We start from the raw sequence: 13,289 nt of genomic DNA, 5'->3' as shown, positions 1-13,289 counted from the left end.
CAGAAAGAGAGTCCCGTGGCCTCTGTCACCCTCGACACCGTCTCGCTCCGCTACCCCTCGGGCGCTGTCGGCCTGCATGAGATCGATCTGCAGATCGCCGATGGCGAGTTCATCGCGCTGGTCGGACCCTCGGGCTCGGGCAAGACGACGCTGCTCCGCACGATTGCGGGTTTCCTCACGCCGACGACGGGTACGGTGCGGATCGGCGACCGGACAGTGGCGGATGCTGCACGACCGCGCGACCGCGCTGTGACGGTTCCACCCGAGCATCGTGAGCTGGGCATGGTGTTCCAGCAGCATGCCGTCTGGCCGCATTGGAACGTCGGGCGCAACGTCGAGTATCCGCTGCGTCGCGCGGGTGTCGCCCGGGCCGAGCGCGCCGCGCGGGTCGATGAGGCGCTGGAGCTTGTGGGCCTCGCGGGGTACGCACGGCGTGATCCCGCGACACTTTCGGGTGGGCAGCGGCAGCGGGTGGCTCTGGCGCGGGCGCTCGTCGCGCGCCCCCGTGTTCTGCTGCTCGACGAAGCGCTCTCGGCGTTGGATGAGCCGCTGCGAGACCGACTGCGGCTCGAACTGCACAGTCTCACTCGCGAGCTCGGGCTCACGGTCGTCCACGTGACGCACGACCGCTCGGAAGCGCTCGCGCTCGCCGACCGGATCGTCGTGCTCGACGCCGGCACCGTGCAGCAGATCGGCACGCCCGAGGAGCTCGTCACGAGGCCCGCCACCGGACTCGTCGCGCGGTTCCTGTCGGATGCGACGCTCATCGAGGGCGAGGTGTCCGGCGCGCAGTTCGCAGCCACGCAGCATCCGCTTCACTTGTCGCTCACGGATGCCGCGGCATCCGGTCCGGCGACGCTCGCGGTGCTCCCCGCCGATGTGGACGTGATCGTCGACCCGCTCGGTGATGCGGTCGTGCGCTCTTCGCTGTTCAGTGCGGACGGCGGCGACCTCGTGGTCGAGTGGGCGGGGGTGTCGCTGCGAGTGAAGACGCGGGGGCTGCGTCCTGCGGTCGGCGCGCGCGTCTCGGTGTCGGTGCGGCGGGGAATCGTCTACCCGCTGAGCGGGGCAGGTGTGACGGCCCGCCCGGATCGTGTGGCATCGCTGGCGGCGCCGTGGCTCCTTCCCGCACCCGACCGCGCGGTATCCGCATGACGCTGGCACTGGTGCGCCACGGTCGCACCGCCTGGAATCACGAGCGTCGGATGCAGGGGCGCACCGACCTTCCGCTCGATGACGAGGGACGGGTCCAGGCGCTCGGCGCTGGCCGCCTGCTCGCGCGTGCGCAGTGGAGGCGGATCGTGAGTTCTCCGATGGAGCGTGCGCACGAGACCGCGCAGATCATCGGGCAGCTGGCCGGTCTCGAGGTCGCACGGGATGATGCTCTGATCGAGCGCGACTACGGGGTTGCCGAGGGCCTGTCGGTCAGTGAGGCACACGAGCGCTGGCCAGAGGGGGACTACCCCTCTTCGGAACCGTTGGGCGTCCTGGCGGAGCGCGCCGGGGCCGCGTTGCGCGCCCTTGCGGAGGAGACCGGAACGATCGTCGTCGCGCACGGAACCTTCCTGCGCATCGGCATCGAGGAACTCACCGGCACGACCTGCCCGCGCATCATCAACGGACAGGTCGTGCTGATCGAGCGACGTGCTGACGAGGGATACACGGCGCGGATCGTGAGCTAGGCGTCGCGCACGCGCATCCCCGCCCGCCCTCAGGGGACGATGACGAGCTTTCCGCGAGTGTGGCCGGAGCGGCTCTGCGCGAAGGCATCCGCGACGCCATCGAGTGCGAAGGTCTGCGCGATCTCGACCTTCAGAGTGCCCTCGTCGACAAGGGCCGCGAGCTGTGCGGTCGCGGCGCCGTCGGGGCGCACCCAGATCGCGCGCCCGCCGAACTCCTCGACCGAGCCATCCGCGATGGACGCATGCCGACCGCCCTCGCGCAGCACGGCGAGAGTGGTCTCGCGCTGTCCGCCGACGAAGTCGGCGACGGCATCGACGGGGCCGCCGGCGAGAGCGAGCACGCGCTCTGCGAGGCCGTCGCCGTAGCTGACGGGCTCGCCGCCGAGGGAACGGACGAAGTCATGGTTCGCCTCGGATGCGGTACCGATCACCCGTGCACCGCGGGCGACGGCGATCTGCACGGCGAGGCTGCCCACGCCACCAGCGGCCGCATGGATGAGAACGGTCTTTCCGTCGATGTCGCCGAGCGCCTCGATCGTGCGCAGGGCTGTGCCGCCAGCGAGGGGGAGCGCGCCCGCCGCCTCCCAGCTGAGCGACGCCGGCTTGCGCGCAAGGCTCACGGCATCGACCGCCACGTACTCGGCGAACGTTCCGCCCGAGAGCACGTGCTTGCGGGCGTATCCGAGGACCTCATCGCCCACCTGGAACTCCGGGGTGTCGGTGCCGACGGCGACCACGGTGCCGGCGACATCCCATCCCGGAATCACGGGGAAGACTGCGGGAAAGAGCGCGTCGATGTATCCGGCCATCGCCTTCCAGTCCACGGGATTCACACCCGCCGCGCGCACCTTGATGAGCGCCTGCCCCGGCGCGGGCGTCGGGGCGTCGAGGTCGCGCACCTCGAGTGTTGCGGCGTCGGTGGAGTAGCGGTCGTAGACAGCAGCGCGCATGAGAAGTCCTTCGGTCGGTGATGCTCGTGGAAGGGGTAAGCGCGCGGGTCGGGGCAGGTATTCCGTCGATTCCGCGCTGTGACGTCATCGCCGCGTGATCGAGCGGTCTAGAGCCCCTGCCCGGCATCCCACAGGCGTTCGGTCTGCCCGGCGAGCAGTGCGTCGAGCGAGATCGCCTGGGCGTCGGTGAGGGCGGCGACGTAGTCGATGATGCCGCGGCCACGGCCGAGTCGGGCCAGATCGGTGTTCGTGGGGGAGTCGACGAGCTGCGGAGCATCCTGCGCGAGCTGACGGTAGTCGTCGGTGGCGAGCTCGACGAGGTCGATGAGACGACGCGGTGCACGGCGGGCATCGCGGGGGTCGTCGAGCCAAGCGGCGAAGCCATCGACGAGACGTTCGAGCACACTGGCCTGCCCGCGCTGGTAGACGGCGAGGTCGGGGCGTTCCAGGATGAACCGTTCGTGCAGGAACTTCAGCACGGCGACCTCGTGCCATGCCTGCTGGTTGAGGCTGACATGACCTGAGCGGATGTCGGGGTGCCGGTGCACCTCGATCGAGGACTGCAGGCGCGCGATCCACGCCGACGTGAAGCGAGCGAGCACGCGCTCGCTCTCAAGTGAGCCGTCGAAAGGCACGGCGACGAGGCCGTCGATGACCTCGGCCTGCACCTTCGTGACGGCGGCGCGGAAGGCGTCGGCGTCGGCGATCCAGGCATCCTTGCTGAGCAGTCGGCGCCAGAGGAGTTCGAGGGAGTGGCCGGGCGTGCGGGTGTCGGCGGCGAGTTCCTCGACGTCGAGCGCGCGCAGTTTCGCGAGGTCGCGATTCCAGGTGCGGAACTCGGCCGAGATCGTCGCGGGGTTGAGCAGGCCGGCACGGTAGAAGTCGTCGAGGTCGTGCAGCGAGTAGGCGATGTCGTCGGAGATGTCCATGATCGAGCACTCGACGGTCTGCTGCCCGCGTTCAATCAGCGGATACGCCGAGAGCGCCTGCAGGGCGTCCTGCTCGTCGATCGCGTAGTAGTTGAACTTGCTCGCACCACCACGGCGGATGCCACCTTCGCCGCGTCGCCACGGATACTTCAGCACCGCCGTGCGTACAGCGGCTGTGAGGTTGAGGCCGACGCCGGGACGGTCGTGCTCGTCGAGACGGGTGAGGATGCGATAGGTCTGTGCGTTGCCCTCGAATCCCTCATCGAGGCCGAAGCGGGTGCGTGCGAGGCGGTCGAGCGTCTGTTCGCCGAGGTGGCCGAAGGGCGGGTGGCCGAGGTCATGGGCGGCGGATGCTGCCTGCACGACGACCGGATGCGCGCCGCCGAGCTCGGCGGCGATGCTGGCGCGCTCATCGGTGCGCGTCGACAGGTGCGTGGCGATCGCCCGTGCGACGGCCGCGACCTTCACGGAGTGCGTCAGCCGGTTGTGCACCGCGAGCCCCGCGCCGGCCTGCGAGATGACCTGCGTGACTGCGGAGAGCCGCGAGTAGAAGGGGGAGAAGCGGATGCGCTCCACATCGACCCTGAACTGCGGATGGCCCTCCGCCTGCTGGAACTCGTTGAGAGTCTCGGGCAGGCGACGCGCCTGGCGGGGATCGGTCATCGACTGAGGCATGAAGTCAGTGTTTCAGAGACCGGCCCGTGTCCGTGCGCTCGGCCTGCAACAAGAACGTGCTCGCGCCAGGGCAAAGCAAAACCCCCGCCATGTAGAAGCTAGGCGAGGGTTTCTGGAGTGACTGTAATGATCACCCTTGTGGCTCCGACGGGCGTCGATCCCGTGACCTCACGATTTTCAGTTGAATGCGGTGGGGTAATGGGTGCTCGTTGACAGCCGTTTGCCGCGTGATTCCGCGGAGGTCATTATGGTTGGTCGCGGCTGGTGAGGGTGGTTTCAGCGGAGCTACCGGCACAGGACCGCCACAACACGCGTGCGATACGATCGATCTACGGTGGTGCTCAGAAGTCAAGCCAACAGGGTGTTGCCGGGATCGCATAGCGAGTATGTTTGGTGTATTGGAAGGACGTCTCATGGTAAGAGAGAGCAGTCAGCCCCGCCCAACACAGAGCGAACGCGAGCAGGCTCGACGTCGCGTTGAGGAAGCTCGGCAGATGGCGCGTCAACGTGAGCGGGCAGAGAACCAAACGCGTTACGTAGCGTACGTCAACGCGCACTGACGTTAAGCAGAGTCCGTCCCGCCTCTGCAAGTAGCGCGACGAGTTCGGCAGTCGACTCCGTCGAACTCGTCATCAGGCTGTCCTTGAGGTGCGCGGTCGATGCAAGGGTAAGGGTGCCGACGATCGCGTTTTCCACGCGGATTGGGATCGCGAGAAATGACTTTGACGTGTATCGCGCTGCAGAAGCTCTGCCTTGCTCCAAGTTCGTGATATCGAACGAGCTTGGGCGCCCTTCGGTGAACGAGCGTACGGCCGCTAGATAGCTAGGGGACTCGATCCGACCTTCTTTGCCGTTCACTCCCTCGAGAGTTGATCCTTCTGAAGATGCCCATCTCACAAGGTGCCGATCGGGGTGTCGCGGATAGCAACGAACCCAGAGTTCAAGACGGAACTGCTCTGAAGCCCGACTGAGTGGGTCCGGATTCGCTGATGCTCCTATGACGGGAAGCGCGCTCGCCAGGGCGGACCTCAAGGCCGCGGGAAGACCTGGATCGACGCCGGTCGAAGCTATCCAGCGCTCCCACCAGCGGGACAGGCGTGTCATGTAGTCGCTCGTCCATTCCTGATCGGTTCGGGGACTGCTAAATGCAGTGCGGACGAATGCCTCATGGAAGAACTGAGCGACCTGACCATGGAAATCTGCGAACACGGTACGCACGCCCAACTCCGATGCACGATGCGTCGCTAGGTCGACGGCAAGCGCATTGCCTTCGTCATCGAAGGCAGTGGGGAATCCTTGTTTAGTGAGGATTGCGACACGGCGTCCTGCCTTGCGCGTGTCGCTCAATGCCCGGACGAGTGGTGCGTCTTGAAGACTACTTCCAACGATCACAGTCATCGGACATTCGGCCAAGTGTCGTCGGAGGACAGCGCCAACGCTTTTCGCAGTGGCGGCGTAGCTGTTCTCATCGAGAACAATGGGCCAGCTGACGTCGCCAGTGCGCGGAACCCGTCCGTGTAAGTAGGTTAACGAGACTGAGGAGCTTGGGCTGCTTAGCATATTGATCGGTGGATGGTCGACCACGACCTTCACCAGCGACGCGCCGTCCGGGACTTTCTCTGGGGATAGGACCTGTACTCGTAGCCCGGGGAAGGTGGTCGCCATCGGTAGAGCCTCGATGTCGCGACGGATCACTTCGTACTCAGCTTCGATATGGTCGTCATAGTTGGTTGTCACGATATTTGTCTCGCGACCAGCGAAGCTTCGGATCACGGCCAGATTGATCAGGTTTGGGACGAGTTCTCCGGCCTGCCAGACTGCTTTGTCGCCGTATAGTGAACGCCTAATTCGTATTCTCAAGGTATCTCGAAGGGACGAGCTGGAGCCCGCCGCGACCGCTCTCAGCGTATGTACGAGACTCGATGCGAGCTGATCCGGAGGTAGGGCCGGTGCCTCATCTAGTTGCAACGAAGTCGGTCCAGTTGGGTAACGCTTACTGTGCCGCGTAGGAAAACAGGACCTCACGAGAGCTGACCAGCTCAAGCCAGTTCGATCGATACTCACGCCGGCCCCGCAATAAATCACCAGGGGCTGGTCGCAGGCGGCCAACTCCTGAAGGAGGGACGTCGCTGAGGCCGATTCGAAAAAGGGAACGCTGCTTCGCACTCCATCATCTTGGCAGGGCCTCAGGGAATCTCTGCGGGAGCTCGCGCGTGAGGTGTGTCGCGCCCCATAGGAGCGCCCGAACCGCGGCGGAGCGAGGACCGGCCCACGCACGTGGCGCTGCCGGTCACTAGGCCGGGGTCTCACGATTTTCAGTTAGATTCCGTGCGTCAACGGGTGCTCGGTCAGCGGGTGCTCGTTGGTCGCCGTCCGCCGCGTGATTCCATGATTGGTGGCTGCTGGTCGAGGGTTTGTTTCAACGGAGCTACCGGCACAGCTAGTCGCTAATCCAATCCTTGGGAATCAGCGCTTCTCCCCGCCAGTTGTGTTGGACTGCTTCCTCGAACCAATCCTCAGCAAGGTGGGCGTGATCACTGACGATGATCTGAAAATGAGGTGCGAGTGCCTTCGCGAATCGATCGAGAAGCTCAAACATGCGGGTCACCGCAACATGATCATCTTGCTCCGGCATTCCCGAGTCGCTAAGGCGCTCAAGGCTCTCCAGCGATCGTGACTCATAAAAGGCCTGAGTGGGCTGATCCAACATGAGAACCCTGGGCACCGGCAACGAGGATTGCGCGAACAATTTGTGCAACGCAAGGTGAGTTGCCAGGTGGTACCCAAGCCAGTTTGCTCCCGAGCCCAGACCCGACAGCGGTACGGGCCCCGTGGCGGTGTCCGTCACAACGGTCAGCTTTGCAATGTCCAGCCGGACGCCAAGCTCCGAGTTCTCGAGCTCTAGCGCCTGCGCGATGTCAGTCATCTCCCTGCCAAGCGTGATCAACGCAGATGTTAGGCGCTCGCGGGCGACATCATCGTCAAGTTCCCTCTCCAACGATTCGACACGTCGTCTCGCTGACTCCGCTGCCGTGGTGAGGCGCGAAATGTCGATCTCGTTGCGTCGAGCGAGTCGACCGATCGTGGCGTCGATACGTCCACGAACAAACTGCGCGCGATTGTGATCAAGGATCGCGCCTTCCTCACTCGATGCGGAGTCGTAGGCATCGATCGCCGTCTCCACGCTGACCAATCTCTCGCGCGTGCTGTGGATTTGTTCGGTTACGGCCGTAAGCGCCTTCTGTCTGCCCGGTTGAGCTAGTGCTAGCGCCTCGAGCTCTTGGGACAGCCGGTTGAGACGTGCTGTCATCTGCGCCGCTGTCGGGTCCTCGTCGTGAAGCCTTTGCGAACATACGGGGCAGATACCAGAATCTGCTGTTTCCGGAGCAGGAACGAGATCGATGCTGCGCAGTCTCTGCGCTTGTTTGGCAATTGCAGCGTCGTAACCGCTTTCGGTACTCGATACCTCAAGTAGGGCATCTCGTTGATCGAGGAGATATCCGAGCTCGGTTGTCACTTGGTGCTTCTCGAGCCGTAGCTCAGCGACTCGATCCTGTGAACGAGTATCGATCGATAGGTCGTCGGTGGCTGGATCGACAGAGCGAGCGAGGACACGTTCCAGAATTTCCAAAGCAATCTCCGTGGTCGGAGCGCGGTCAACGTCGGCGAGACCCGACGCGTATGCCTCGGCCACGAGGGCTTGAATCTGAGTATCGTGGCCTGCTGCCTCGGCGACAGCAGCGTCAAGTGCGACCTCCGCTCGCCGAAGGTCACGCTTCGCACGTCGAAGCTGATCGTGTCGTTCCGCGTGGTCGCCGCTGACCGCACCGAGGAAGAACGGTAGCGAGTCGCGAATGGAAGCCGCCATGCCGTCCTCCCCTTGGCGATGGAACAGAAGGGATTTATTGGCAATCTCGCTCTGAGCTTGGAACAAGAAGATTGCAGCCTGCCCAAGACCCACTTTGTACGGGCTTCGCGTCGATCCCTCGGGCGGGCTCAAACGCGAGTCGCCTAGCCCTATACGCGCGCCGAGTTGGTCCCGAAGAGTCACGGAGTCCGTGTTCTCCACCAGCTCTTCGTATTTGGGGAGCGCGAGATCCTGTCCCCCGAGCTGAAGCATCGCGCGACTCGTGGATGACTTGCCCGGCTTAAACATCGGTCGCCCAGTGAACGCCCGTGACCCGTCGTCGAACTGCCAGAGACACCCGTACCACGTGACCGCGTGAAACACCTTGGTCTGCGGGATGGGTGCTTCGTCGCGGCCTAGGCAGAAGTCGACGATGTCGAGGAGAGCACTCTTTCCTGTCCGTGAAGCCCCTGTGACGATATTCAACCGTCCCGTACGGAAGTCCACAGGGCGTAGTCGCCCATCGAGGTTGTAAACCGCGACACTGATTAGCTGCACAGCATCATGGTGCCACACCGAACAACGCATAGAGTGTCGCAGGCGATCCCGTATGCGCGAACCATCGTCCCAGGAAAGCCGCTTTGCCAATGACGAGAGCGAGTTCCTTGTCGCGATCTCGGTTTAGTTTCCAGCTGGGTGCACCGAGCAGCCGCTCGCCGTCGATGATCCTGAGCGAGCCCGTGCGTAGCCCGAATCGCATCCCTTCCCGCGTGTATGGAACCATACTCCGCGCGCGGCTCGCGAAGGACGCCTGGAGAGCAGCATTCTCAGCAACCCACTTCGTAGTGTGGGAGTTGATGCGTGTGGGTAGCGCTTCACGCGTGTCGCGATGCAGCACCATCGGGACGGACAGGAACGCGAGTTCCCACGGCATCGGATCACCAGACTGCTCTTCGTACATGTGCGCCGTGGCGACGAGTGTGGCAGCGATCAAAGCTGGATTCAGCATGCTGCCGGTAACCCACGAGCGATTGTCCCAGTTGGGCAACCTCATGGAGGTTGACACGCCTTGCGTATCCTTCATTCGATCGCCTCTACTGTTCCAACCGTGAGAGCCTCGATCAGCGACTCGAAGTCGGGATGCCAACCGCACGAACCGCCATCTGCGATCTCGTGTCTGATACCGCGAGCGTAGAACGCCTCTGTGTAGCGCGGACGAACTTGGACGGCGACAGAGTCGCGGAGACGGCGATATAGCAGCTTGCCAGCCTTGGCCCGATCACCCGCTGGGGCATCCTCGGGTAGGTCATCGATCATGTCGTCGAACGCGATCTCCCACTCATCGGTGAGGCTCTCCTTGAACCGGTCAAACTCGGTCATCTCGATCAGATTTCGATCAAGCCATTCAGTGGTTTGGGTCACCGCGCGGTGGAAATCTGTCACAGCAGTGCGAAGCATCACTGGCGTTGCGCTGATGAACTTGAGTTGGCGCACGAAGTTTCTGTGCTCGTACTGGGCTAGCGCTTCCTCGGGCGTGACGGAGACATCTATCGTCAGGAGATTGTCTGGCAGGAACCGGTCTCGAATATCATCGAGTTTTGCCTTCATCTCGCGGACGCTGATCGATCCGCGCGCCTTGCGTAGGAGGTCGATAGCGACGGCGAGCCACCAAGCATCTAGCTCCGCTCGAAAGTCGGTCTCACGATCGCGAGGTGCGATCATCCACAACTCTCTGTCGATAGCCTCATCGAGCCCTTCGATGCGGACGTCTGCGTCGAGCACAGTTGTCCGCTGCACGATACCGATCCGCTCAAGTTCTGGCAGCGCCTGCCATGCCAGCCGCGCGTCTCTTGTCTTTTGATCTGTGGAACTTCCCGCCGCGGAATCAATCCGGGTGAGCGCAATCGCAGTGTCTCGAGATTCCGTCCGCAAGAACCAGGCCGCAGAGTCGGGTGGAGCCGTTGCGGTTGTGACGATCGAAAGCTCGGGGCCGTCAATTTGGCGGAGTCTGACATCATCAATCCAGACTTTCAGGGTCCGCCAAAGGTCTGCACTCTTGTCCGATAGCGATCCCTGGCCGACTGAATGATGCTTCAGCTGCAGCGCTGACAAAGGGTCGCCTACCGAGTCCTCCCATGCAACATCGTCCAGCCGCTCGAGCGTCAAGCTCATGTCGGGTCGGCTACGTGCGCCACGAAGCAGTTCTAGTAGCGCCCATCGGACTTGGTAGAGGTAGCCAATGGCACTGGCTGATGCGTCGTGCGAATTCACCTGGCCTCCTTCCCGATTGGCTTGACATCATCGTCGTGGCTTCAGACATCGTTGCACAAGTCGAGAATTCGGCTGCTGAGTCACCGAGGACCGGACGCACCGCAGGTGACGCAGCCGGCCGGAGGTCGGCCTTGAACGAGTAAAGAAAGTCTTCACAGCTCGGGCACTTGACGCTTCCGCAGTGCGACGCCCCTGATCTGGCGATCCACAGGTTCCCTTGTCGATGCACTGAGTGTGGGCTTCTCGACCTCGCCTGCGTTCTCGCGGCGGGCGATCTCTCCTACGGCGCCATGCACTCGCTCGAGGTCCGTGCGCGTTAGCGATGTGAGGGCGTGACGGATGATCGCGGTGTTGGGCTCGTCGCTGAGTAACTCTCTGATGGCGTCGACCATCGCCTGGTTGTAGCGGCGCGGGATGCTCTGCCTGGTTGCGTCTTGAGCCTTGGCGAGATCCGACATCACGGGGCGCGGCTCATGGAACTGGTGCGCATACGCGGTCAGCAATGAGCGCAGCTCTGCGGCGGCCTTGCTGATCTTGTGCGCATCGCTGATCGTCTTGCGCAGGAGGGGCTGCACATCGCTGGGCTCGGATGGCCACTCCACCCGCTGGAGGCCTTCGTTGCTTGTTTCTACGCGGGCAGACCTCGCGGTCCTCAAGTGCTGCGAGGCCGGACGTGTCGTCTCGATTTTCGCTGGTTTCCATACGATCGCCTCCCTCGTTGCGACGCTACGCCACGCGACCGTTGCGCGTCAGGGGCAGTTGCCCAACCGGCACAAAACCGGCACAACGTCGGTGGGCAGCGCGTTCTGCCCTCGCCTACTTGGGCACCAACCGGGGAAGGGGATGCGCTTCGTCTCGCTTCGCTCGCTCGACGAATGGGGACAGAAACCGTGCTGACACCGGGGCAAAGCAAAACCCCCGCCATGTAGAAGCTAGGCGAGGGTTTCTGGAGTGACTGTAATGATCACCCTTGTGGCTCCGACGGGCGTCGATCCCGTGACCTCACGATTTTCAGTCGTGCGCTCTACCAACTGAGCTACAGAGCCATGTGACTGGCTGAACCTGTCACATCCTAGACGAAAGGCCCTCTCGTAAAAAAGGGCCTGTCGCTCGGAGCGACCCTGACGGGACTTGAACCCGCGACCTCCGCCGTGACAGGGCGGCACGCTAACCAACTGCGCTACAGGGCCATGCTTGTTAAGTTATATCGGAGAGTGACCCCAACGGGATTCGAACCCGTGCTACCGCCGTGAAAGGGCGGCGTCCTAGGCCGCTAAACGATGGGGCCGTCTGGTTGACCTTCGCAGGTCTTCCTTGCCGACGCTCAAGCATAAGTGATTCCGAGAGCAAAACGCGAATCGAGGGCGCGTCATCCGGATTCCCGGGCGTGTTCGATGCAGGATGAGTGTCACGGATACCCTTGTCCACGTCGCGTCGTGCGCGCAGAATCGCCCTGAGGTGCCGTCTTGCGCATCCGAGGGGTGTTGTGTATGTGACAGATGTTGTTACTGTGGCACCTGTGACTGCTGAGGAAGGGAAGCGTGTGAGCGAGCAGGATGTTGACTGCGGCTGCGGCCCGACCGAGGCAGAAAAGCGCGGATTCTGGGAGAAGGGCTCTGTCTCGCGACGGAGCGCGATCGGCCTGGGCGCACTGACGGTCGCCGCGCTGAGCACCTTCGGTGTCGGCGCGGGCTTCAACGCTGCGTACGCCGCCAGCTACCCCAGCTGGGACGACGTGCAGAACGCGAAGAACAACGAAGCCGCCAAGGCGAACGAGATCGCCCGCATTCAGGGGCTGATCAGCGGTCTCACGCAGAAGGTCGCCGATGCGCAGGCCGCTGCACGTGCCGCCGGTACCGAGTACTACAACGCCCAGCAGGCATTCTTCGAGGCCGCACAGCGCGCGACCGACCTGCAGGCGCAGGCCGACGCCCAGGATGCCCTCGCACTCGACTCCGCCCGCAAGGCTGGCCAGGTCGCCTCGCAGATCTACCGCAACGGCGGCGACAACACCTCGCTGGAGCTCTTCTTCTCCAGCTCCGCAGCCAGCGCCGACGAGCTTCTCTCGAAGCTCGGCCAGATGGACAAGCTCCTCTCGCGCAACCAGGCGGTCTACGACGACGCCGTCTCCGCACGCAACTCCGCGCAGAACCTCAGCGACCAGGCCGTCACTGCGCGCACCGAACGCGACCGCCTGCAGAAGCTTGCAGAAGAGAAGCTGAAGGCCGCACAGGAAGCGCAGATCGCCGCAGAGGCCGCGCTCGCCGAGCAGCAGACCTACCTGCTTCAGCTCGAAGCGCAGCTTGCCGCGCTCCAGGATGACACCGCCAAGACGATCGCCGACTACGAAGCCGGTGTCGCCGAGGCGAAGCGCCTGGAAGAAGAGCGCATCCAGCGCGAGAAGGAAGAAGCGGCGAACAACCCCGGAAACGGCGGCGGCGGCAACGGCGGCGGCGGCACGGGTGGCGTCGGCTCCGGCAACGGCTGGGTGCGCCCCCACGGCGGCTACCAGTCGTCCGGCTACGGCCCGCGCGTCCCCGACTGCGACTCCTCAGGCTGCTCGTCGAGTTTCCACCGCGGGGTCGACCTCGCCGCGGGCTGCTGGGCACCGATCTACGCGGCCTCCTCGGGATGGGTCGACGCGGCCTTCTACAACGGCGGCTACGGCTACTGGGTGCGCATCCAGCACGGCGACGGCATCTCCACGAGCTACGCGCACATCGCCGAAGGCGGCATCGCGGTCAGCTATGGCCAGTGGGTCTCGGCCGGTCAGGTCATTGCCTACGCCGGCAACACCGGAGCATCCTTCGGCTGCCACCTGCACTTCGAGGTGTACGAGTACGGCAGCGTTATCAACCCGATCTGGTTCATGGAGTCGCTCGGCGTCTGGATGGGCTGAAATCTCGCGGATGCTGCGCCTCGCAGCATCCGGAAA

At 63.8% G+C, this 13,289-nt stretch carries 10 protein-coding genes and 3 tRNA genes; 3 read left to right on the top strand and 10 right to left on the bottom strand.

The window, feature by feature from the left end; translation table 11 throughout:
- The first annotated feature begins 15 nt into the window (after positions 1 to 15).
- The gene (locus tag JOD62_RS04950) at positions 16 to 1,155 is read left to right on the top strand and encodes an ABC transporter ATP-binding protein (RefSeq protein ID WP_204938212.1); all 1,140 of its coding nucleotides are present in this window, start codon (positions 16 to 18) and stop codon (positions 1,153 to 1,155) included.
- The gene (locus JOD62_RS04945) at positions 1,152 to 1,682 is read left to right on the top strand and encodes a histidine phosphatase family protein (protein ID WP_204938211.1); all 531 of its coding nucleotides are present in this window, start codon (positions 1,152 to 1,154) and stop codon (positions 1,680 to 1,682) included. Before JOD62_RS04950 ends, JOD62_RS04945 begins: the two co-directional genes overlap by 4 nt.
- 29 nt (positions 1,683 to 1,711) lie before the next feature.
- Here the strand turns inward: JOD62_RS04945 and JOD62_RS04940 are convergent, their stop codons facing one another.
- From JOD62_RS04940 to JOD62_RS04895, 10 genes are all read right to left on the bottom strand, one after another.
- Entirely contained in the window at positions 1,712 to 2,632 is a 921-nt protein-coding gene (locus JOD62_RS04940; RefSeq protein WP_204938210.1) for an NADP-dependent oxidoreductase, read from the bottom strand.
- 107 nt (positions 2,633 to 2,739) lie between these two features.
- Entirely contained in the window at positions 2,740 to 4,224 is a 1,485-nt protein-coding gene (locus JOD62_RS04935) for a deoxyguanosinetriphosphate triphosphohydrolase family protein (RefSeq protein WP_204938209.1), read from the bottom strand.
- 558 nt (positions 4,225 to 4,782) lie between these two features.
- Complete coding sequence (locus tag JOD62_RS04930) at positions 4,783 to 5,973, bottom strand: hypothetical protein (protein ID WP_204938208.1); 1,191 nt, start codon at positions 5,971 to 5,973, stop codon at positions 4,783 to 4,785.
- Positions 5,974 to 6,676: 703 nt separating this feature from the next.
- Positions 6,677 to 8,641 (bottom strand): DUF3732 domain-containing protein, encoded by a 1,965-nt coding sequence (locus JOD62_RS15065; protein ID WP_204938207.1) that lies wholly within the window; start codon positions 8,639 to 8,641, stop codon positions 6,677 to 6,679.
- 4 nt (positions 8,642 to 8,645) lie between these two features.
- The gene (locus JOD62_RS04920; RefSeq protein WP_204938206.1) at positions 8,646 to 9,167 is read right to left on the bottom strand and encodes a three component ABC system middle component; all 522 of its coding nucleotides are present in this window, start codon (positions 9,165 to 9,167) and stop codon (positions 8,646 to 8,648) included.
- Positions 9,164 to 10,255: an ABC-three component system protein gene (locus JOD62_RS04915; RefSeq protein ID WP_204938205.1), complete on the bottom strand. Its 1,092-nt coding sequence runs from the start codon at positions 10,253 to 10,255 to the stop codon at positions 9,164 to 9,166. Before JOD62_RS04915 ends, JOD62_RS04920 begins: the two co-directional genes overlap by 4 nt.
- A 251-nt stretch (positions 10,256 to 10,506) precedes the next feature.
- Complete coding sequence (locus JOD62_RS04910) at positions 10,507 to 10,956, bottom strand: hypothetical protein (RefSeq protein ID WP_204938204.1); 450 nt, start codon at positions 10,954 to 10,956, stop codon at positions 10,507 to 10,509.
- 371 nt (positions 10,957 to 11,327) lie between these two features.
- Positions 11,328 to 11,400: transfer RNA gene (locus tag JOD62_RS04905), tRNA-Phe, on the bottom strand.
- 70 nt (positions 11,401 to 11,470) lie between these two features.
- Positions 11,471 to 11,544, bottom strand: a tRNA-Asp gene (locus JOD62_RS04900).
- Positions 11,545 to 11,569: 25 nt separating this feature from the next.
- Positions 11,570 to 11,642: transfer RNA gene (locus JOD62_RS04895), tRNA-Glu, on the bottom strand.
- A gap of 231 nt (positions 11,643 to 11,873) precedes the next feature.
- On the opposite strand from JOD62_RS04895, the gene JOD62_RS04890 reads away from it, so the two are divergent.
- On the top strand, positions 11,874 to 13,253 hold the full coding sequence (locus tag JOD62_RS04890; protein ID WP_204938203.1) for a M23 family metallopeptidase: 1,380 nt from the start codon (positions 11,874 to 11,876) through the stop codon (positions 13,251 to 13,253).
- Positions 13,254 to 13,289: the final 36 nt, after the last annotated feature.

Source organism: Microbacterium keratanolyticum, from assembly GCF_016907255.1.
Taxonomy (GTDB): Bacteria; Actinomycetota; Actinomycetes; order Actinomycetales; family Microbacteriaceae; genus Microbacterium; species Microbacterium keratanolyticum.
This window is presented reverse-complemented; position numbering and strand designations above follow the sequence as displayed.

Bases quoted from the DNA above. Each gene is read 5' to 3' on its own strand.
- JOD62_RS04945 (WP_204938211.1), top strand. From the start codon at position 1,152: ATGACGCTGGCACTGGTGCGCCACGGTCGCACCGCCTGGAATCACGAG.
- JOD62_RS04940 (WP_204938210.1), bottom strand. From the start codon at position 2,632: ATGCGCGCTGCTGTCTACGACCGCTACTCCACCGACGCCGCAACACTC.
- JOD62_RS04935 (WP_204938209.1), bottom strand. From the start codon at position 4,224: ATGACCGATCCCCGCCAGGCGCGTCGCCTGCCCGAGACTCTCAACGAG.
- JOD62_RS04920 (WP_204938206.1), bottom strand. From the start codon at position 9,167: ATGAAGGATACGCAAGGCGTGTCAACCTCCATGAGGTTGCCCAACTGG.
- JOD62_RS04915 (WP_204938205.1), bottom strand. From the start codon at position 10,255: ATGAGCTTGACGCTCGAGCGGCTGGACGATGTTGCATGGGAGGACTCG.